The sequence below is a fragment of the Microcoleus sp. F10-B2 genome (assembly GCF_036704965.1).
In the GTDB taxonomy this organism is placed as follows: Bacteria; Cyanobacteriota; Cyanobacteriia; order Cyanobacteriales; family Microcoleaceae; genus Microcoleus.
This window is the reverse complement of record NZ_JAUBTB010000007.1, coordinates 15,386-36,950: the sequence shown is the minus strand read 5'-3', so window position 1 is coordinate 36,950 and position 21,565 is coordinate 15,386. Positions and strand designations below refer to the sequence as shown.

Genomic DNA, 21,565 nt, shown 5'->3' with positions numbered 1-21,565 from the left:
TTGAAGGTTGAAGGTTGAAGGTTGAAGGTTGAAGATTTTAGATTGAAGGTTGAAGGTTGAAGATTTTAAATTTTAGATTGAAGGTTGAAGATTGAAGATTGAAGGTTGAAGATTGACAAATATTTGATTTGAGTAGGTTGGCATTAGGCACGTTACCGTTATTGGGGATTATTTAATGTTTGATTAATTTGGGGATGGCTTCTAAAAGTTGGGCTTCGCTGTAAGGTTTGGTGAAATATTGGTTAGCACCTAATTCCATTGCCATTTGCCTGTGTTTTTCGCCGCTGCGCGAGGTCAGCATGGCTACGGGAATATTAGCAAACCGGTGGGTCGATCGGATCGATCGCAGTAACTCAAATCCATCCATCCGGGGCATTTCAATATCCACAATCGCCAAACTGCAATCGAGACCGTTTTGCAACTTTTCGAGGGCCTCCATGCCGTCTTTCGCCTGCACCACCCGGTAGCGAGCCCGAGTCAGCGTCATAGAAAGCAATTGACGAATAGTATAAGAATCGTCCACCACCAAAATCTGGGGTGCTTGACTCGAACTCGGTGGTAACTGGGACGCTGTACCGGAAACAGGCGCTATCGAAGTATTTGCTGAAGATTGACCCACCAAATCGTCCACATCCAAAATTGTTACGACTCGGCCGTCTCCCAAAATCGTACTCCCCAAAACCCCGCGAGGCTTAGACAGAGGAGGTGGCAAGGGTTTTACCACAATTTCCTGCTGACCGATCAACCGTTCGACAGCCACCGCCAGGATTCCTTCGCTAGAAGCCAAAACCAGCACCGGAATGTGGTCTTGGGTCAAAGGGTCAGGAGAGGGTGCATCCGGCCCCAAAATGGTGTATTCGAGCAAATCTTGGAGTCGCACCAAACGAATAAATTCCTCGCGCCACCACAGCATGGGCTGATTCCCAGCGGTGTGAACTTCCGAAGCTTTAATGTGGAGAATTTCCTCAACTGCATCCAGTGGCACCGCTATTTTATTGCGATCGGTCTTCACCATCAAGGCATCAGTAATCGACAGCAGCAGTGGCAGTTTGAGGATAAAACTCGTACCCTTTCCCAAGCGAGAGTCAACCTTCACAGTTCCGCGCACCGTCCGCAAATTAGCCCGTACCACGTCCAGGCCGACCCCCCGGCCTGAAAGGTTGCTCACTTCTTCGACTGTGCTGAAACCCGGCCAAAATAGAAAATCGTAGAGTTCGGCAATGGAAAATTCTTGAGCTTGTTCCTCCGTCGCCAAACCCTTATTCACAATTTTGCGGCGAATCATTTCCGGGTCAATGCCTTTCCCGTCATCGGCGACAGTAATAATAGTTTGGCCGCCTTGGTGGCGGGCTTCAATTTCAATTTGACCGCTTGGCGGCTTGCCTATTTCCTGCCGAATTTCGGGCATTTCGATGCCGTGGTCGAAAGCATTTCGCACTAGATGTACTAAGGGGTCGCGCAAGGCGTCGAGCAAACTTTCATCAATTTTTGTATCGCGTCCCAGCAGCAGCAGGTTGACATCTTTATCGTATGTGAGACACATATCCCTGAGCGCTCGTGGCAAGTGATCGACGGCTCGGCTGAAGCTAACTACTCGCAACTGCATGACGCGGCTGCGGAGTTGTTCGGTGATGCGGCGCAGTTGGTCGGTACTGCGCTCGAATTTGATCGCTAAGGTGTCTAATTTGGTGGCGGATTGAGAAATTGCTTCGGCAGTTTCGATGACTTCTGCTGCTGTAGAGTGGAACTCTGTATAACGATCCATCTCTAAGAGATCGAAGTGAGAATTTTCCTGAGAAGATTTGCTGTTAGCAATCACTGGGAATTCTGTTTCTGCTGCTGAAAGTTTCCCGATTTCTGGGGGGGGATTTCCCAGCTTCCAGTCTCCAAAACTCAGTCTGTCGTATTCTTCTCGCAACTGACCGCCGAATTGATTTAAATCTACGATACTGCGGCGGATGCGCTTGACTTCGCCGCGCAGTTCGGATTCTTGAAGTTCCAAATTTGTACGGTTGATGACTAATTCTCCGACTAGATTCACTAATTCTGTCAAGCGTTCCAAGTCTACTCGGATTGTTGGCCTTTGCGGGTTGGGGAGTGGAGGAGTGGAGGAGGGAGAGAGGGGGGGAGTGGAGGAGTGGAGGAGTGGGGGAGTCGAGGAAAAAGGGGTTTCCGATGTTTCCGATGTTTCCGATTCTTCTGATTCCTGTTCGGGGGCGGGGGAGTTTTGAGGGATTTCGATCGCCTTTCCTTCCAGTAGCTGCTGGCGTGCGGTTTGCAAGTTTTGGGCGATCGCCCAACCCTCGGACTGCAACCGTTCTAAAGTCAAGTCTGCAGAGTCGATCAAATCTCTGAGGGGTTCGGCGACTTTCCCAAAATCGTGAAATTGCAGCATTCCAGCCAAACCGGAGAGTTGATAGTAAACCTGGTTGAGGGCGGTCACGCTTTTTGCCAAATCTGCCTCAGAAGCTTGGGAAAGCTCGGTTTCCAGGCGATCGAACACTGGCGGCAACTCATGTTCAAAAATCAATTTTAGGGTTTCCGGGGCCGCCGACTTGCTCATTACCGGAACTGGCGGTGGTTGTGGCGGGCCGTACTGACGCTCGAACTGAGCTTGGATTTGGGCGATCGTCTCCAAGTTTTCCTTTCGATCGGGAGTGCTGGCATCCGAGTGGTGAATTGAATCGGCTGCAATTCTTTTGAGAGCATCCACCCCTTGCAGTAAAACCGTCACAGTTGCAGGTTCCAGGGCCGACAAGTCTGTGCGATCGCGCAAAATGACAAAACAGTCCTCCAGCCTGTGAGCCGCCGCCGACAGGTTGTGAAAGCCCAACATCGAACCCGCACCTTTAATCGAGTGAGCCGCCCGAAACATTTCTTTAACTGCCGCTTCTCGCTCTTTCAACCCGGCAGCTTCCATCGCCAATAAGTTCGTCTCCATCGACTGGAGAAACTCTTGGGTTTCTGCGGTGAAAGCATCTATTAATTCGTTTAACTCGTCATCATTCATCAAAAAAATGGGTTAGAAACCCCGTCCTTTTAGGACGGCTTTACTTAAATTTTTGTTAAGACCTACCATTTCACACAAGACGTGCTAGAATGTGAAAGTAAGGCCCTCAAGGTGAGTATGACACTAAAAGCCTTCAGCTACCGATTCTACCCAACGCCGGAACAAGAAAGTTTGTTGCGACGTACATTGGGTTGTACTCGCTTGGTCTATAACCGTGCTTTAGCTGCAAGAACTGAAGCTTGGTACAAAGACCAGAAACGGGTAGGCTATGCTGAGACTTCTTCAATGTTAACCGAATGGAAGAAAACCCAAGAACTTGATTTTCTTAATGAAGTTAGCTGTGTGCCATTACAGCAATGCTTGAGACATTTACAAACGGCTTATACCAACTTTTTTGATGGACGGGCAAAATATCCTAACTGCAAAAAGAAACGCAATGGTGGTAGTGCTGAGTTCACCAAATCTGCTTTTAAGTTTAAAAACGGACAGGTCTACTTAGCAAAATGCACTCAAGCGTTGCCTATTCGCTGGAGTCGGATGCTGCCTGTCGGTGCGACACCATCAACGATTACGGTGAAGCTTGCACCATCTGGCAGGTGGTCAGTCTCTCTGTTGGTAGATGTTGAAATCGAAGCACTACCCAAAACAGATAGTCAAGTCGGCATTGACTTGGGGATTGCGAGTTTACTCACTCTAAGCACTGGCGAAAAGATTTTCAACCCCAAAGGATTCAAGGCAAAATATCGCAAGCTCACAAGAGCGCAAAAAGCGTTAAGTCGGAAACAGAAAGGCTCTAACAACCGACACAAAGCACGACTTAAAATAGCGAAAGTACATCAATCCATTGCCGATGCAAGAAAAGACAATCTTCACAAGTTAACAACGCGGTTGGTGCGTGAAAACCAAACCATCGCCGTAGAAGACCTAGCTGTGAAGAATATGGTTAAAAACCGGAAACTTGCTTTAGCGATAAGTGATGCTAGTTGGGGTGAACTGGTCAGACAACTTGACTACAAATGCGACTGGTACGGTCGCACTTTAATCAAGATTGACCGATGGTTTCCGAGTTCAAAACGATGTTTTGAGTGCGGACACATAGTTGAAAAGATGCCGTTGAATATCCGGGAATGGGATTGTCCTAGCTGTGGGACGCACCACGACCGAGACATCAATGCAGCTTTGAATATTTTGGCGGCCGGGCTTGCCGTATCAGTCTGTGGAGCGACTGTAAGACCCGAACAGAGTAAATCTGTTAAGGCTGGTGCGAAAACCCGCAAGGGACGGAAGCAGAAACCTAAATCGTGAGGTTTGGGAATCCCCGTGCGTTTACGCCGGGGTGGATGTCAAATATATGAGTCTGTTGTCTGTTGGCAGTTTTTACATATAGCTTTTCTCAGTAACATGAGGTGCGCGCTCGATAAGCGGCCTCCGTGGGGATAGGGCATACCTCACCAAGATTGAGAACTGCTATATATGATGTCCCGTTAATTGAGTGTAATTGTTGTAGGGGCCGGTGCACGATTATCTATAACTTGACATTCAGGATAATCGCGAACCCGCCCAAACCCCAATGATAGTTATTAGTGATTCGTATAACAGTTAACTGTCAATAGTTAACTGTCAACTGACTAACTGCGGAAATTCGCCACCGACTTTTGTAATTTACCAACTGAACCGGAGAGATCGTCCAAAGATGCTTTTACATCCGAACCTTTTTGTGCAGTTGTATTCGCAATCTCACTCACTTGCTGCATGCTGTTAGAAATTTCCTCAGCCGAAACAGTTTGCTTCGCCGCCGCACGGGTAATGTTCTCCACCAAAGAATTCATTTCCCGGCTCACTTCAATGATAGCATTCAGGTGAGTTTTAGCTTCGCTGGCGAGCTTTGTACCTTCCACAACTTCTTGGGTTCCAGATTCCATTGCCTTCATGACACGGCTGATTTCTTCTTGAATTGTACCGACAATTTCAGATATTTCCTCAGTAGCGCCCGCCGATCTTTCTGCTAATTTCCGCACTTCTTCGGCAACAACTGCAAAACCTAAACCTTGTTCGCCGGCTCTGGCAGCCTCAATAGTAGCATTCAGAGCTAATAAATTAGTTTGCGAAGCAAGTTGAGAAATCGAAGTCACAATTTTCCCAATTTGTTGGGAAGACTCGCCCAAACGCTTCATCATTTTCGAGGTAGAGGCGATCGTCAACCTGAGCCCGTTAATGCCTTCGACAGCTCGATCGACAGCCATACCGCCGACTTCAGCCGTGTGAGAAGACTGCTGGGCAACTGTTTCGGCGCGCACCGAAACATCTCGCACGTCGCGGATCGAATTCACAATCCGCTCGATTTCCAGCATGATGGCAGATATTTTTGCTGCTTGAATTTCCGCCTGTTGGGTGAGTTGACTGGTATTGTTAATCGACTCGCCGGTGGCAGATGTTACCTGTTCGGCTAAAGTTTGAATTCCCGTTACCACCTTCCGCAGAGAACAGATTAAGAAATTGAAAGAGTCGGCGACAGCACCTAAAACGTCGTTAGTAACTTCCGCCCTGACTGTCAAGTCTCCTTGAGCCGCGCCTTTAATTTCTCCCAACAATTTGAGGACTTGCTGCGTCAGAGAATCGGCTTCAGCTTTGCGTTCTGCGGCCAATTTTTCCAATCGTTCTTCTGCCTCTTTGCGCTCGGTGATGTCAAAGCGGATGGCGATATATTTGACTATGGTGCCGCTGGTATCAAAAATGGGGGATATCGTGGAATCTACCCAGTAAAACGAGCCATCTTTGCGCCGATTTTTGATTTCCCCTTTCCACGCCAAGCCGCGAGAAATTGTCACCCACATTTCTTGAAAAAATGATTTGGGATGGTAGCCGGAATTGATGATGCGGTGGTCGCGGTGCAGGAGTTCTCCCATGCTGTAACCAGATATTTGACTGAATCTGTCGTTGGCGTAGGTAATCATGCCTTTGGGGTCAGTTTCGCTGACGATCGCAGATTCGTCGAGAGCATTTTGCCGCGTTTTGAGTTCTTGCAGCAAGCGTTCCTGTACCTCGGCCAACTGCTGCATCTGCTGCTGGGATGCTCTTTCCTGGGTGACGTTGCGGCAAACTATTACGCCGCCTTTGAGTGCGCCCGTTTCGTCTTTGAGCGGCCGACCGTTAATTTTGATCCACAGGCCCTCCGGCTTGCCTCGATGGCGGGTGAAAACCTCTACGTCGTCAGGGGATTCTCCTCGAATTGCCCTCGTTAAGGGGATGTCGGCTGCGGGATAAGGAGTGACTCCATCGGGCAAAAATAAACCGTATTTTGCCGACCACTCGTCGGGGAGAGTATCTGTAGAACCCGTGCCGAAGATTTCTTGGGCGGCGGGATTGAACAACACAAAATTGCCTTTTTCGTCGGCAGCAATTATGCCGTCGCCAATGCTGTCTATTAGCAGTTGCAAGAGATTGCTTTGCTGCCGAAATTGCTCTTCGGAACTGGCTAATTGGGCTGTTGTTTGTTGCAGTTGCACCATCGCCTGTTTGCTTTGGGTAATGTCGCGAGCGACTGCATACATCAGCTTTTGTTCGGTTTCAGGTCGCACTTTCCACGACAGCCACTTGTAGGAACCGTCTTTGCAGCGGTAGCGATTTTCAAAGAACTGTACTTCGGCGCCATCGTATACTTTTCCCGCTTCGGCTGTGGTTTCTTGGCGATCGTCTGGATGGACGAAATTGATAAAAGGTTGGTTTTCGACTTCTTCTAAGGTGTAGCCGAGGGTTGTTTCCCAAGCGGGATTGAGGCGCTTGAATTTGCCTTCAAAATCTACGATACAAACCAGGTCTAGGGAAAGGGTAAAAAATCGATCGCGCTCTACTTCTGCTTTTTTGCGATCGGTAATTTCGATCGCCACACCGCCGACACCGATGGGTTTGCCGTCAGATCCTGGTAAAGGAAAGTAAGAAGCCAACCAATCCCGCACGATACCGGGCTGTTTGGAAGTTGAACAGGATACTTCGATATTCAAAACTGGTTGGTTGGTCGCGAGAATCTGCTGCAACATCGGCTCTAAGGTATCGACCCTTTCTGGTACAACTTCCCTCAAGGTCTTGCCGAAGTGTTCGGTAACTGAGGCACCGGTGGTTCCCGCTAATTTCTCGTTGACTTGCACGAAGCGCAAATGCTCGTCAACAATAAACATTGAAGCCGGGGCGGCTGCGAAAAATGCGTCAAAGCGGGTTTGACGCAAAACTAATTCTCGTTCTAAGGCTTTGCGGTCGCTGATGTCCCGAGCTTCGGGAATCAGCAGCACGACTTTGCCGCTGTCGTCTACGATCGGCTTGAGGGAGAAGTCCACAGTGATCGCAGCACCCCCAGCCACGAGTACGTCGGCTTCGTAGCGGACTACCTCGCCGGCGGCGGCTTTTGCGAGCGCATCTTGCACTTTTTGCTTGGCTTCTGGGGAAATTTGCCACCACAGATTATCTGCAAACTGCGTGCCTACGAATTCTTCGCGCCCCAGTCCGGCGACGGCGAGGGCTGTTTGGTTGACTTCCAAAACGGTGCCGTCTGGTTTGAGCAGCCCCACTAATTGGAACGATTGATCGAAAATGGCTCGGAACAGTCTTTCGCGATCGCGCAGCATTTCTTCTGCGCGTTTGCGATCGCTGATGTCGCGAGTAACTGTTGCCAACCCCATAGGCTCGTCGGTTTCTGGGTGTTTGACTGTAAATAGGGTGAAGTCAACCGGAAAGTTTTCGCCGGTTTGAAAGTTCCTCAAGCGGAATTCACCATGCCAAAAACCGTCTCGCACAGTAGTCGGCACGATTTCTTCTTTGAAAATCTTAGCATCTTCTGCACAGAAGAAGTCATATATACTTTTGCTTTTAACTTCTTCAATATTTCGCAATCCTGCTAGTTTCATTCCAGCGGCATTCAGGTATGTTGCCTCTCCCTCCAGGGTTGCTGTTCCGATAAAATCCGAGCTGCTTTCTACGATCGAAATCAATTTTTGCTTTTCGATTTCTGCTTGCTTGCGCTCCGTGATCTCGTTGTTGGTTTCTAAAATAGCTTTCGGTTTTCCCTGTTCGTCTCGCTGCAAATTCCAGCGGCTGAACGCGGTGATTTTAGTGCCATAATTGGTGGTGTGAATTAGTTCTCCTTCCCAATAACCCTGCTCTTCTAACTGTGCCGAGATAGCTGCTAAAGGCTGGGGAAAAATGCTGTGCAATAGAGTATGGGTGAGTTTCCCCAAGGCTTCTTTTTTTGTCCAGCCGTACATCCGTTCGGCTCCTTGATTCCAATAATTAATCGTGCCGTCAATATCCCGAACGATCAAGGCGTCGCTTGCCAGGTCGAGCATTTGCAAGTTCTGCTGCAAGGCTTCTTCTGTGCGCTTGCTTTCTGTAATGTTGCGGGCGATCGTTGACAGAAATTCAATTTCTCCATTCTCGGATTTGTGAGCAATAATTACTTGAGAAACTGGTATTTCTTTGCCGTCTAAAGTTCGCCACATTGCCTCGCCGCTCCACGCCCCCTCCCGGCAAGCTGCGGGGATGCCGACGTTGATAAGAGTGTCGATACTTTTGGGCGATGTCAGGTCGGAAATGCTGAATCCGGCTAAATCTGCGTTTTCGCCAACTCTCAAAATTTCTCTGGCTGCGCGGTTGAGATAAATGGTGCGCTGTTGGGAGTCGGCGATGCCTACCCAGTCTGTTGTGGTTTCTAAAATTGCTTTGAACCGCAATAGTTCTTGTTCGGATTTGCGGCGCTGTGTGATGTCGCGCGCGAAGCCGACCATTCCTAAAATGTTGCCTTCTGCATCTTTGAGGGGCAATTTCTGGGTGTCGAAGGTGCGTACTTTGCCGTCGGCTAAGGTGGCTAAGTCGTTGGAACCGGGCGCTAGGTGGTTGCCGGCCCGGAAGTTTTGGATTTGGTTCTGGGAATCGGTTTCGGCGTCGAAATTGGGGAAGATGCGATCGACCGATATGCCGATTTCTGCGTCGTCTTTGCCGATAATTTCTGCTTGAGTTTTGCCGAAGACGGCGGCGAAACCTGCATTGACTAGGGTGTAGCGCAAGTTTCCATCTTTGACGAAGATGCAGTCTGGCGTAGCGTCAATGACTGTGCGCAGCAAGCTTTGGGAGCTTTCTGCTTCTGCTAGTGTCTGCAGCAGTTGTTCTTCGACTTGCAGGCGCTTGGTGATGTCTCTAATGGCGCAAACGAGAAATTTTCTGCCGTCGGCATCTACAAAGGTAGATTTTTTGGCGGAGAAAAAGCGGGTGTTTCCTGCTGCGTCTGTGATGGTTTCTTGGATTGCGCTGTTGGTATTTGCTAAGAAAACTAATTCGTCTTTTTCTGTATATGTATCTGCTTGCTCTTTGGGCAAGAATTCGTTGTAGGATTTGCCAATTAGTTCTTCTCGGCTGCGACCTATGTATTGACAAAAAGCATCGTTTAATGTTAAATAGCGGTGCTGTTCGTCTTTGACGTAAATCGGGTCGGGGATGGTGTTGAGGACGTTGTTTAAGAATTGTTCTGAGGCTTTTAATTGCTCTTCGACTGCGGTGCGATCGCGAATTTCTTCTTGCAATTGTGCGTTAGTTTGCAGGATCTGCTCGGTTCTTTCATTTACTCGCTGCTCTAGTTCTGCGGTTAGCTGCTGCAATGCCACTTCTGTCTGTTTGCGCTGGGTAATCTCGCGGCCTTCGGCGAGGATTTGAAATACTTCTCCTGTTTTATTGAACAGCGGCTTAAACGACACGTCAATTACTATTACCTGGTTGTTGGGGTCGGTAATTTCGTATTCTTCCCGAACAAACTTGCCGGTCGAGACTTGTTTAATGTTCGTTGTTAGGCGCTGCTGGTTGGTTGGGGATGATGCCCACCAAGGTGCCAGCCAAAATTTCTGCCCCAGCACTTCTGATGCTTGGAAATCTCCCAATTCTAGCGCTGTCTGATTTGCTTCGATCACAGTACCGTCTGGCTCCAATAATGCGATCAGTTGAAAAGCTTGGTCGAAGATTGCCTGAAATCGCTGGGTACTTTCGCTGAGGGCTTGTTCTGTTTCTTTTTTAGAGTTAAGGATTTGGGTGGAACCTACTAAGAAGTCGTAGCGGTTGGACAAACTCAAAAAAGCGATCGCCGGAATTACAGTTATCCAATCGGACACGGTTTGCACCACCGGGGAGTGTGGCAGTCCCAGGTATTCGGCGGCGTGGCCGCTGTGACCGAATGCGCAGCTCCAAAATATGCCGGCTGTGACTGTGGCGAAGATGTCGAACCCGAATTGACGGTTTCGCCACAAACCTAAGGTGATCAGCCAGGCGATGGCAAAGTAACAGAAACAAATGATGCAATTAGCAACTCCAGCTATCAGCGATTGGGAGAAGTCAGGCAGTGTCAGGGTGAAAGTCGTGGCGATCCAAGTATAGAGAAGTTCGATCATAAAATTAAGAATGGGCAAATAAGCGGAGGGCGATCGTTAGTTAAAATTATTGATGGAAAGCGGTTGCTGATTTATCTGTATTCTGGATTTTTACCAGCGTTCGGAATGGGCGATCGCTTCTACATCGACAATCATTAGCAAGCGTCCTTGGGAATTGTACAGACCTTTTAAGAATCGAGCTAGGTCGGGACTGACATCTAGTGCTGAGACGATGCGATCGGGATTGAGAGCTAAAACTCCTTCGACGCGGGAGACGGCCAATCCCATCCGCATTCTCGACAATCTCACGTCTCGCGGATCGAGCGCTTCCACCACTAAGATGCGGCTGCTTGAGTGGTGGGGGTCAACCGGCTCGAGCCCTGTAAACCGTCCGAAGTCTGCTGCTGCTAAGATTTCGCCCCGCAAGTTGGTTAATCCCAGCAAAAATGGCAGGGTGTTGGGAACGGGGGAAATAGGTTGTTCTTTGAGGGAAAGCACTTCTCGCACTGCGTCTAACTCTACGCCGAACAGACTGCTTCCTTGACCGAAGAGGAGAAATTGCTTGGTTCCACTTGCCTGAGTCTCCGCAGCGGGGGGAGCCATTATTTTCATTGCTGATTTTTAGTTTCTAGTGTAGCTGACAAATGAGGATGTTGCTTTGGCCAGAAAGCGGAGGGCTCGCGAGAATTTTTCAGCATCACTTGTTGGGCATCAAATGCTTGGGTGAAATAAATCCCGGGTTTGGCAACGGGGTCAGTCGCTATCATTAAAGGTAAAACTTGTAGGGAATTGTGAAACCCAATTCCTTCAAAAAAATGGGGTTGCTCGCTGTTATGTTTTTCGGTGAAAGCTGGCGATCGCTTTATACTCTGTTTACGCTGAAAGCAGGCGCTGCACGATTTTGACAAGTTGCTGAGGTTGAAAGGGTTTGCCGAGGTAAGCGTCAGCGCCTAAATCGGTTCCCCAAGCTTTATCGATCTCGGTGTTTTTATGAGTACAAAATACTACTGGCAAGTGTGCCGTTGCGCGATCGCCCCGCAATTCTCTAATCACTTCAAATCCATTCATTCGCGGCATCACTACATCTAAAACGACCAGAGCCGGAGGGGTTTTGCGGATCGTGGCGATCGCTTCTTCGCCATCGCCTGCCCGGATCACTTCAATTCCCGCATCTAGAAGAATCCGGCAGATGATTTCCAGTTCGCTGGGCACGTCGTCCACTACTAAAACTTTTGACATAATTCCACACTTCCTTGCTGTTGTTGACAGCGACAATCTTGGTTCGGAACCAGGCGCGCTCGACTGTTTGACTGCACCGCGAACAAATTAATATACTTCTAAATACAATATAGCCGATCGCCTGGTCCAAGGGAAGAAGGAAGAAAGATTTGGTTATCTAAGAGAGAAGGAAGAGAAAAAACTGCGAGCCCTGTATCGGCGACTCCCGTGTCGTGAATTTTACTAATTTGGAATAGGAAATTCCCCATTCCCAATTATCAAAACTCAATCTTCGACAATAACCGTAAATTCCCGCGTTTTTTAGTAACACCACAAGCGCTTGAGGAACCCGACCCCTCCAATTCCAAATCGAGCCAATTTGAGCCTATCCTTAAGGTGTTTAGCGACAGTTGTTTAATCGATTCTGGCAATACCGTAACGATAGTTTGCAATAGCTTTTCTGGAGTGTCAAAAACTAAATTTAATATCATTTGCAAGAGTTGAAAAATACTGCCTGTTGCCCAAGCTTGTGGCGAGCAAGCTACAGGATACTGCACGGGACGATCGCTCTGGCTGTTGCGTTCGCAGCCGCAGAAAAGTTCGGGGGGACGCTCGTAGGGTTGGAGCAATGTCATGTCAAATAAGCCTTGAGCTACTTCTAGGGCTTGTTCGACACGGCCGAGCGATCGCAGTCCAATAGCTGTCAAAGCGTTGTCGTGCTGCCAGACTGAGCCTGTGTGATAGCCGATGGGATTGTAGGCGGGAGATAAGGACGACTGGGTGCGAATTCCCCAACCGCTAAACATATCTGGAGCTTGCAATCTTTAGTATCGGGCATTCTTACTAAAACTGCGTTCCCATCTTGTCAAAACTTTAATTTTCTTGATTTTTTGACTTTTGACTTTGATGTTATATTTTGATGTCAAGCGCCTTCATCTAATGCTTCATTCTCGGCGCGCAAGTCCCAAAGATGTAAGTTTAAACGGGTATGGCGATTATATTCTCACGACCTCGAAAGATTTATAGTAAATTCGCGTAGCGCTGTTAATCTTCGGTACAGATTGGAAGTTTTTCCAGTGGATAGATAGCACGATATCTATAGATAAGCCAGATTATTTTATTGATGAGGAGAGTCAAAAATTAGGAATTTTAACAAGGCCATTTAAAAAAACTTATTCTCTCTAATTTATAATTTGGGCGCAGATTCAATTGACCGCGCGCCAGTCCAATTTTACTCAGTAGAGGAGTGTTGGGTTCACGAAAACTAGGACAAGCGGGCGATCGCCATCCTCGATCTCGATTGTGGGCCCAGCCGAAAAGACTGCTGCAAGATCCAGTCAAATTCATCAGTGAGAGAGATGCTGCGAGCTGCTATAATAAAGGGTTAGAGGAAAAGAACACCGATAACGCGAAAATATGGTTGCCATCCAGAACAATCTCAACATTGCCGCCCTAGAAGCAGAATACAGTCAAAAAACACCGCGAGAAATTCTCAAATTTGCCCTAGAAAAATTTGAAAATATCTCAATTTCTTTCAGCGGTGCCGAGGACGTAGTTCTGATCGATCTTGCCTCAAAAATCACGAAGAATTTCCGCGTTTTCACCCTAGACACCGGACGATTGCACTCTGAAACTTATCAGTTTTTGGATCGAGTCAGAAAACATTACGGCATTAAATTAGAAGTAATGTTTCCCGATGCAGCAGAAGTACAAGCCCTAGTAGATGAAAAGGGATTGTTTAGTTTTTATCAAGACGGTCACAAAGAATGCTGCGGCGTGCGGAAAGTCAAGCCGCTGCGCCGCAAATTAAATACTCTCGATGCTTGGATTACAGGTCAGCGCAAAGACCAAAGTCCCAGTACCCGCAACGGTATTCCGGTCATTGAAGTTGACAGTGCATTCTCAACTGCCGACCATGAATTAATTAAATTCAACCCCTTAGCAAACTGGTCTTCGGCAGAGGTTTGGGAATATATTCGCGCTTTGGATGTGCCTTACAACAAGTTGCACGAACGCGGTTTTGTAAGCATTGGTTGCGAACCTTGTACGAAGCCGGTATTGCCGAACCAACACGAACGCGAAGGTCGCTGGTGGTGGGAAGAAGCGACCGTAAAAGAGTGCGGTTTGCACGCTGGTAACGCACAAAAATAGTAAATCACTTAGTCGTAAGGTGCGCTAGGCGCACCAAACAAACAGTAAGGTGCGCTAGGCGCACCTTACCCAAGAATAGATGCACTTCACATAAATCGTAACGGAAGAATTCGCAATTAAAATAAACAAAAATTAAGCTGAGCTTGCTCTTAAACTTTGTTAGAATGATTGACATTCAGAAAAGTTTTTAAACTAGGTACTATATGCTCGCCTCAACTAGCGAATTGCTGAACACGGCTTTGAGAAATGGTTATGCCATCGGCGCTTTTAACGTCTACAACCTCGAAGGAGTAAAAGCCGTCATCAATGCGGCCGAAGCGCTGAACAGTCCTGCTACACTGCAACTTCACCCCAGCGCCCTCCAATACGGAAAATCGCCTTTAGTCGCGCTTTCCATGGAAGCAGCCCGGAAATCTTTAGTGCCGATCGCAGTACACTTAGATCACAGCACCTCAGAAAAAGACATTCACCTCGCCCTAGCCGCCGGTATCAAATCAATTATGGCAGACGGTTCTTTTTTGCCCTACGAACAAAACTTAATATTTAGCCGGGAAATGACTAAATTAGCCCACGCTAACGGTGCGGCAGTTGAAGCAGAAATCGGCAGAATTAGTGGCAGGGAAGACGGTTTGACAATCGATGAGAAAGCTGCAAAAATGACCGATCCCGTAGCAGCAGTAGAGTTTATCAAAGAAACTAATGTGGATTTTTTAGCCGTAACAATTGGTAACGTTCACGGCAAATATTTAAGCGAACCAAAACTAGATTTTCCGCGTCTGGAAAAAATCCGGGCTGCTGTTTCAGTGCCGTTAGTGATGCACGGGGCTAGCGGTTTGCCGGAATCAATGATTCATCAATGTATTCAATTCGGAGTATCGAAATTCAATGTGAATACAGAAGTTCGCGAAGCTTATATGGACGTGTTAAAAAGTAGCATTTCTTTGTCAGAGCCGGATTTGTTGGAAATAATGGAAAAAGCTATCGATGCCATGCAATCGGTTATTTATGACAAATTGCAACTTTTCGGTTCTGTCGGTAAAGCTTATTTGCATTACTCTCCCTACGCGGATGACTTGACCGCAAAGAGTACCAGCAACAAACAAACAAGCCGCAACCAATCAAGTTTCGATCAAATGTTAAAGCCTGTGTATAGTGAGGCTTTCTGTCTTCTTGTGAAGTAAAAAAAATTAAAGTCCTGACTGCGAACCAGTTTTTATATCATGTCCGATCGAGCGATTAAAAGGGCGGGTTTTTGAGATAGTCAATTATTGGCAGATATTTTTCGTAAACCCGCCCCTACCGTATTAGGGGTAATCGACCGGACATAATATTAGTCAGGACTTCAGTCTTCTCTAACCGTTTAAAAATCGATCGGGATCGATGCCAGATTCCCGCAGCCGCCGAATTAAAGACTGCAATTGAGCTTCCGCTGACTCAGCCCGCTGCCGTTGCTGTTCCGCTTCAGTGAGAATCCAATTGCCATCAACATCATACCAGCGCAACCACAGTCGATCGATTCCCTGAAACTCCCCTTGCCACAAACCCAAGCCCAAACTTAGGTCAGCAATCCACACTCGCGACTCGGGCAATTCTAATTCTTGATAGTGTCCGCCCTTCAATTCAAATACTCGCAATTTGTTAGTATAGCGGCTGAAAACGGCATAAATAGGAACCCGCAAAATTTGCTCGTAAACCTCCCATTTTCTAGGCGGTTCCTCCTTCCTCTCCGACTCCAAAACTTGCCCGTTACCCGCAGCGTTTGCCGACTGAGGTGGCAACTTTTCGTCATCGGTATTGTCGCCTAAATCTTCTTTTTCCGTTCCCGGCGAAAGCAGTTCTACAATTACAAAAGGATTCACGCCTTCCTGCCATGTAACATAACTCATCCGCAGTTCGGATCGATCGTAAAGTCGGGGAACTCCCACAACTCCAAACCAATCCGGCCGCTTGTGCCGCAAAGTGTGATGCACGGCATAATAAAGGTTCATGTCGGTGCCGCTAAATATCTCAGAAGCTGGATAATTCCGAGGTCGAAACGTCAGGCTCAACAACTGCGGCTGCAAATCGTGAAATTCGTCAGGCAAACCAGGTTCCTCCGGGTCTTCGCTGGGTAAATCGTACATCGTCGGCAGCGTTTCTCTGGGCGATCGCGGCGGATCGGTTTGCGGCACAGGATATTTAAAAGGCAACATATAATATTGAGAAATGACTGCATTTATGCTAACATCATTTTAATACTGGCAGGACGAGCGCCAACACCCTGTAAAACGTTAATTTTCAACTTTTTTTCCTCTCTTTTTTGAAGTAAATCTCACCTCTAAAATCTCAAATCGACTGTTCCGAACTTCTGCACTATGATCGACATTCCTCAACTAATTGCTCAAGAACTTTCCCTTACTCTGTCTCAAGTCAATAATGCTCTGGAACTTTTCGCAGAGGGAGCAACTATTCCGTTTATTGCCCGCTACCGCAAAGAACGCACGGATTTACTGAATGAAATTCAATTGCGAGACATCTCCGATCGCTTCACCTATCTGACGGAAATTGAAGACCGCAAAAAGTCGATTTTAGACACGATTAGCTCTCAGGGGAAACTCACTGAAGAACTGCAAGCTAAAATCGAATCGTGTTTGCAAAAAAACGAACTCGAAGACCTTTATCTGCCTTACAAACCGAAGCGGCGGACGCGAGCGACAATTGCTAGGGAAAAAGGTTTGGAACCGCTGGCGAATTTTATCAAGTCTCTGAACTTACCGACGGCTAAACCAGCAGATTTTGAGGCGGAAGCAGCTAAATACATTTCGGAAGAAAAGGGAGTGAAAACAGCAGAAGAAGCTCTCAAAGGGGCGGCGGATATTTTGGCGGAAGCGGTTTCGGAAAAAGCAGAATTGCGGGCTTATTTGCGAGATTTCTTGATGAAAACAGGAGTTTTTGTCTCGAAAATTAAAGATGATTTCCCGGAAGGAAGCACTAAATTTGAAATGTACCGCAATTACCAAGTTGCAGCGAGAAGCGTTCAGTCGCACAATATGTTAGCGCTGTTTCGCGGGGAAACGGAAGGGGTTTTAGATTTGGAACTGGCGTTTGATGAATCCGCCGTGATGGCTTATTTGGAAGGTCAGGAAATTAGAACTAGGATACCGGAAGTTAAAGAGTTTTATCGATCGACTTTGAAGGATGCCTTCAACCGACTGATGAAGACTTCGTTAATTACAGAAGTACGATCGCACAACAAAGCCGTTGCTGATATCGAGTCCATTGCCACTTTTGAAACCAACCTCCGCGAGTTGCTGCTGTCAGCGCCGGCGGGAATGAAACCGACACTGGCGATCGATCCGGGATTTCGCACGGGGTGTAAAGTTTCCGCCCTCGATGAAACCGGGCAATTTTTAGAATATCAAGCAATTTTCCCCCACCAAGCGGCCGCTCAGCGACAGCAAGCTGGTAAAATTGTCAAGCATTTAATTGAAAAGTATAAAATTGAATTAATCGCGATCGGCAACGGTACAGCTTCCCGGGAAACAGACGAATTTGTTTCGGAAGTTTTGGCAGAAATGGACAGGAAACCGATTAAAGTCATGGTGAATGAATCGGGTGCATCGATTTATTCAGCAAGCGAAGTGGCGATCGCCGAATTTCCCGATCTCGACATCACCGTTCGCGGCGCAGTCAGCATCGGACGGCGCTTGCAAGACCCCCTCGCCGAACTCGTGAAAATCGACCCGAAATCAATAGGAGTCGGTCAATACCAGCACGATGTTGACCAAAAATTGCTCAAAAAGAAACTCGACGAAACAGTCGAAAGCTGCGTTAATTATGTCGGAGTAGACTTAAACACAGCATCGAAAGAACTGCTGACATTTGTATCAGGAATGACGGCAACAGTTGCCAAAAATATTGTCAATTACCGCAACGAAAACGGCGCATTTAAAAATCGCCGTCAACTCCTGAAAGTTCCCAAACTTGGCCCAAAAGCTTTTGAACAAGCAGCCGGGTTTCTCCGCATTCGCGGCGGCGAAAATCCTCTGGACAATACAGCAGTTCATCCCGAAAGTTATCCTGTAGTGCAGGCGATCGCCAAGGATTTAGACTTGCCGCTGACAGGAATAACACAAATATCGGAAAAAATCAAGACGGTAAATATCAAGAAATATGTCACAGAAAAAGTCGGTGAACCGACACTCAGAGACATTATTTCCGAACTAGAAAAACCGGGAAGAGACCCGCGAGCCGAGTTTAAATATGCCACTTTCCAAGCTGGAATCAAAGAAATCTCCGACTTGCAAGTTGGGATGGAATTAGAAGGCATAATCACGAATGTAGCTAACTTTGGAGCCTTTGTTGATGTGGGAGTTCACCAAGATGGTTTGGTTCACGTTTCTCAATTAGCCGATCGATTCGTGGAAGATCCGAAACAGATTGTTAAAGTCGGACAAGTTGTGAAAGTGCGGGTTTTGGAGGTGAATGAGAAGTTAAAGCGGGTTAGTTTGACGATGAAGCTGCAAGAAAAACCGCAACCGCAAAATGGCAATAGCGCGAGGCTTCCCGCCCCGCGCCGACGTTGAAACTAGGGCTAAAAGCTCGATTTTTAGGCAATCTCAGCGGGTTTAGGGGCTAAGGGCGATCGGCGATAATATCGTTTCCGGTGGCATGGGAATGATACTGAGGACACGGCACTGCCGTGTCTAAAGCTGCTGTTAATAAACCGGGGATACGCTGTAATTTCAGAGGTGGGAGAACTAGATGAATTGTAAAAATTTATTGGCTGACAAACAACTTGCCTTTAGTTGTGGACAGCATCTGAGCAATTAGTTAATATAATTAAATCATCAAACGACCATTTATTACCCACTAATGGCAAAATTCTTAAACATACAGCAGATTCCACGTTTATGAAGTACACCCAGATTGCTCTTCTATTGCCGTAGGGAAACGGCACGGCGCCGTGTCCCTACCTCTGTTGTGTACCTCACTAACCTGAAAAGTGCTGTAAAACACTAAAACAAATATTTTAACTTCAATATCTTAGCCTCAAACTAAGATAATCTCCCGATTAATCAATCGGGAGAATCTCAAAACTACTCCACAATCCAAGGAGTTAAACAAGGCGTCCAAGAACTCAATTCTTCTTCCTTGAACCAGAGACGAATTTCCTCATTGGCAGTTTCCACAGCATCAGAACCATGAATAATATTGCGGCCGACATTCACAGCCAAATCGCCGCGAATTGTCCCCGGTTCTGAATTCAGAGGATTTGTTGCGCCAATGATTTTTCTCGCCGACGCCACAACGCCGTCGCCTTCCCACACCATCGCCACCAGGGGCCCGGAAGTGATGAAGTCTACCAGTCCCGCAAAAAAGGGTCTTTCTTTGTGTACGCCATAATGCTGTTCGGCAAGTTCGCGACTCGCCGTCATCAGCTTCATGCCAACTAGCGTAAAGCCTTTGGCTTCAAAACGACCGATAATTTCGCCAACGAGTCCGCGCTGTACACCATCGGGCTTAATCGCTAAAAAAGTGCGTTCCAAGATTAACTCCTACAATTTTCTTAACTGATACAAAAAATAGATTAACCCAGAACGCACCCAAAGGCAATTCGCCCTGGAAATTTGTCATCTATACTCATTGCCACACAAGTAAATCTCACTAAGAGTACACTAACTCTCAACCCCGATTTAGTTGTGGAACACAATATGATGCAAATCACACTTGACCCTGACTACAAACACAACTAAACATGATATCAAATACAAAGATATTCCCTAAAAAGCCTCGATAATCAAGCAAGGTGTGAAACCCCAGTTTAAATAACTTAGTGAGGGTGCGATGCTATGAAAGAAGTTCTAGAATTTATTCAAACACAAAAGCAAGAATTTGCACGCTTACCCTTATTTGCATTTCTAGCCAATCAAAATACTTACCTGAAACAAAGACTAATTTTTGCACCTATTCTGGCTCCTTTGGCTGTCGGGTTGAGCGATTTAAATAAATATGTAATCCGAGACTCTTCTAGTAACAACAAAGTTCAGGAACTAATTAATAAATATACTTACAACCAAAACTATTACTGGCACGATTATCTAGAATACCTAGAGGAAGTTGGCTTTAACCAATCAATGACTTATGGTGATTTTAGACTGCTTTGGGGTGAAGAAACTAAAAAAACGCGATCGCTGTGTTCAGTGCTCGAACGCTACGCTTGGAAAGCCTCTCCCATTCAGAAACTGGTGTTAGTGGAAGTCCTCGAAGGAACGGCGACAGTTTTTTTTGAGGCGGCGCTAGCAGTGGTAATGGAATTACAGCAAATTACCCAAAAAGAATATGTTTATTTTGGAGGAGGTGATGTCGCTTTAGACAATTATCACCTTTTAAACACGCCAGAGATGTTGCAAGTTGTAGCAGAGATCGAACTTACTAATGCGGAACGCCAAGCAGCTTTAGAATTAGCACGCAATGTATTTGAATTGTTTACAGAAGCGATGAACGAGCTGTTCCAACACAGCCAAACAAATTCTTGCAATACTGTGGTGCAAGTATCCTCAATTTCTGCGTTCGCTCATTGCGCGATCGAGTGTCTCGATATGTAGTAGTTTAAACAATCACTAAGTTATCTCGGTGTACCGCCGTTTCTACACCCGCATAGCCTAAAATTTCAGCAATTTTATCGGACTTGCAGCCCTGGATTTGTCTCAATTCTAAACTGCTATAATTCACAAGTCCTCTAGCAATTTGCTTGCCTGCTGCGTCGCACAACTCCACGGAATCATCAGCTTGAAATTGTCCTTCTACTTGAGCAATACCCGCAGCTAAAAGCGATTTTCCGCCGTGGGAAATTGCCTTGACAGCACCCGCATCTAAATATAGTTTTCCTGCTGGAATTAGCACGTTAGCTATCCAGTGTTTGCGAGCGTTTACAGGGCGCGGTTGAGGCTCGAATTGAGTGCCGATCGACTCTCCGTTGAGTATTTTCTCGATATTACCAGGAAAGCAGCCGTCAGTGATGACTGTGCGCACTCCCGATGCAGTTGCTATTCTCGCCGCTTCAATTTTTGTCACCATTCCGCCGGTTCCCCAACCGCTGCGGGAATCTCCTGTTTGCACCTGAAATTCTGTGAGCTGTGCCATACTTTGGACTAGGGCGATCGGCTGCGCGTCTGGATTGCTGCGCGGATCTGCCGAATACAGCCGATCGACATCTGTGAGTACAAACAACCAATCTGCTTCTACCAAACTCGCCACCAGCGCCGAAAGCGTGTCGTTATCGCCAAATTTGAGTTCGTCTACCGCCACAGTATCATTTTCATTGACGATCGGAATCACGCCCAATCTGAGCAGTTGCTGAAAAGTATTGTAAGCGTTAACATAACCGTTACGCTGCACTAAATCGCCCCTGGTGAGCAATACTTGAGCGATCGGCTGTTGCAGAGTAGTAAACAAGTCATCGTACACCCGCATCAGCCGCCCTTGGCCCACAGCCGCCACAGCCTGTTTCAGAGCGATATTTCGCGGGCGTTCCGTCAAACCCAAGCGCGCGCAGCCTACCCCAACCGCACCCGAAGAAACCAAAACTACTCGATGGCCTTGCTGCCGCAAATCAGCTAAAATTTCGACTAATGCAGCAATAGTTGAAAGAGCTAAGTTTCCCGTAGTCGATCGAGTCAGGGTCGAAGTTCCAATTTTAACAACAATAGTTTGAGTCTGTTGTCTGTTGACTGTTGACTGTTGACTGTTGACTGTTGACTGTTGACTGTTGTCTGTTGCCATTAGTTACCAATTCCCAATTCCT

Annotated in this window: 13 protein-coding genes; 5 read left to right on the top strand and 8 right to left on the bottom strand. The window is 47.1% G+C overall.

Going from position 1 to position 21,565, the window contains the following annotated elements; genetic code table 11:
- Positions 1–172: 172 nt before the first annotated feature.
- Positions 173–3,010, bottom strand: coding sequence for a hybrid sensor histidine kinase/response regulator (locus tag QUA99_RS04340; RefSeq protein ID WP_333235408.1), 2,838 nt, complete (start codon positions 3,008–3,010; stop codon positions 173–175).
- Between the two features lie 117 nt (positions 3,011–3,127).
- On the opposite strand from QUA99_RS04340, the gene QUA99_RS04335 reads away from it, so the two are divergent.
- On the top strand, positions 3,128–4,315 hold the full coding sequence (locus QUA99_RS04335) for an RNA-guided endonuclease TnpB family protein (RefSeq protein WP_333235476.1): 1,188 nt from the start codon (positions 3,128–3,130) through the stop codon (positions 4,313–4,315).
- Between the two features lie 323 nt (positions 4,316–4,638).
- Here the strand turns inward: QUA99_RS04335 and QUA99_RS04330 are convergent, their stop codons facing one another.
- From QUA99_RS04330 to QUA99_RS04315, 4 genes are all read right to left on the bottom strand, one after another.
- On the bottom strand, positions 4,639–10,431 hold the full coding sequence (locus QUA99_RS04330; RefSeq protein WP_333235407.1) for a PAS domain S-box protein: 5,793 nt from the start codon (positions 10,429–10,431) through the stop codon (positions 4,639–4,641).
- Positions 10,432–10,521: 90 nt separating this feature from the next.
- The gene (locus tag QUA99_RS04325) at positions 10,522–11,022 is read right to left on the bottom strand and encodes a chemotaxis protein CheW (protein WP_333235406.1); all 501 of its coding nucleotides are present in this window, start codon (positions 11,020–11,022) and stop codon (positions 10,522–10,524) included.
- Positions 11,023–11,283: 261 nt separating this feature from the next.
- The gene (locus tag QUA99_RS04320; protein WP_333235405.1) at positions 11,284–11,649 is read right to left on the bottom strand and encodes a response regulator; all 366 of its coding nucleotides are present in this window, start codon (positions 11,647–11,649) and stop codon (positions 11,284–11,286) included.
- Between the two features lie 257 nt (positions 11,650–11,906).
- A complete protein-coding gene (locus QUA99_RS04315) occupies positions 11,907–12,434 on the bottom strand; it encodes a hypothetical protein (protein ID WP_333235404.1) in 528 nt (175 codons plus the stop codon).
- 610 nt (positions 12,435–13,044) lie between these two features.
- Here QUA99_RS04315 and QUA99_RS04310 point away from each other — a divergent pair.
- Both QUA99_RS04310 and QUA99_RS04305 read left to right on the top strand, forming a co-directional pair.
- Positions 13,045–13,779 carry a phosphoadenylyl-sulfate reductase gene (locus tag QUA99_RS04310; RefSeq protein WP_333235403.1) on the top strand — a complete coding sequence of 245 codons (735 nt, stop codon included), beginning with the start codon at positions 13,045–13,047 and terminating at the stop codon, positions 13,777–13,779.
- 203 nt (positions 13,780–13,982) lie between these two features.
- The gene (locus QUA99_RS04305) at positions 13,983–14,960 is read left to right on the top strand and encodes a class II fructose-bisphosphate aldolase (RefSeq protein ID WP_333235401.1); all 978 of its coding nucleotides are present in this window, start codon (positions 13,983–13,985) and stop codon (positions 14,958–14,960) included.
- A gap of 171 nt (positions 14,961–15,131) precedes the next feature.
- Here the strand turns inward: QUA99_RS04305 and QUA99_RS04300 are convergent, their stop codons facing one another.
- Positions 15,132–15,971 carry a Uma2 family endonuclease gene (locus QUA99_RS04300; protein ID WP_333235399.1) on the bottom strand — a complete coding sequence of 280 codons (840 nt, stop codon included), beginning with the start codon at positions 15,969–15,971 and terminating at the stop codon, positions 15,132–15,134.
- 162 nt (positions 15,972–16,133) lie between these two features.
- On the opposite strand from QUA99_RS04300, the gene QUA99_RS04295 reads away from it, so the two are divergent.
- The gene (locus tag QUA99_RS04295) at positions 16,134–18,344 is read left to right on the top strand and encodes a Tex family protein (RefSeq protein WP_333235398.1); all 2,211 of its coding nucleotides are present in this window, start codon (positions 16,134–16,136) and stop codon (positions 18,342–18,344) included.
- A gap of 513 nt (positions 18,345–18,857) precedes the next feature.
- On the opposite strand, the gene ndk is transcribed toward QUA99_RS04295, so the two are convergent.
- Positions 18,858–19,307 (bottom strand): nucleoside-diphosphate kinase, encoded by a 450-nt coding sequence (gene ndk, locus QUA99_RS04290; protein WP_333235397.1) that lies wholly within the window; start codon positions 19,305–19,307, stop codon positions 18,858–18,860.
- 303 nt (positions 19,308–19,610) lie between these two features.
- Here ndk and QUA99_RS04285 point away from each other — a divergent pair, with 303 nt between their 5' ends.
- Positions 19,611–20,366 carry a hypothetical protein gene (locus QUA99_RS04285; protein ID WP_333235395.1) on the top strand — a complete coding sequence of 252 codons (756 nt, stop codon included), beginning with the start codon at positions 19,611–19,613 and terminating at the stop codon, positions 20,364–20,366.
- Between the two features lie 4 nt (positions 20,367–20,370).
- Here QUA99_RS04285 and proB read toward each other — a convergent pair whose 3' ends face one another.
- Complete coding sequence (gene proB, locus QUA99_RS04280; protein WP_333235394.1) at positions 20,371–21,543, bottom strand: glutamate 5-kinase; 1,173 nt, start codon at positions 21,541–21,543, stop codon at positions 20,371–20,373.
- Positions 21,544–21,565 lie beyond the last annotated feature (22 nt).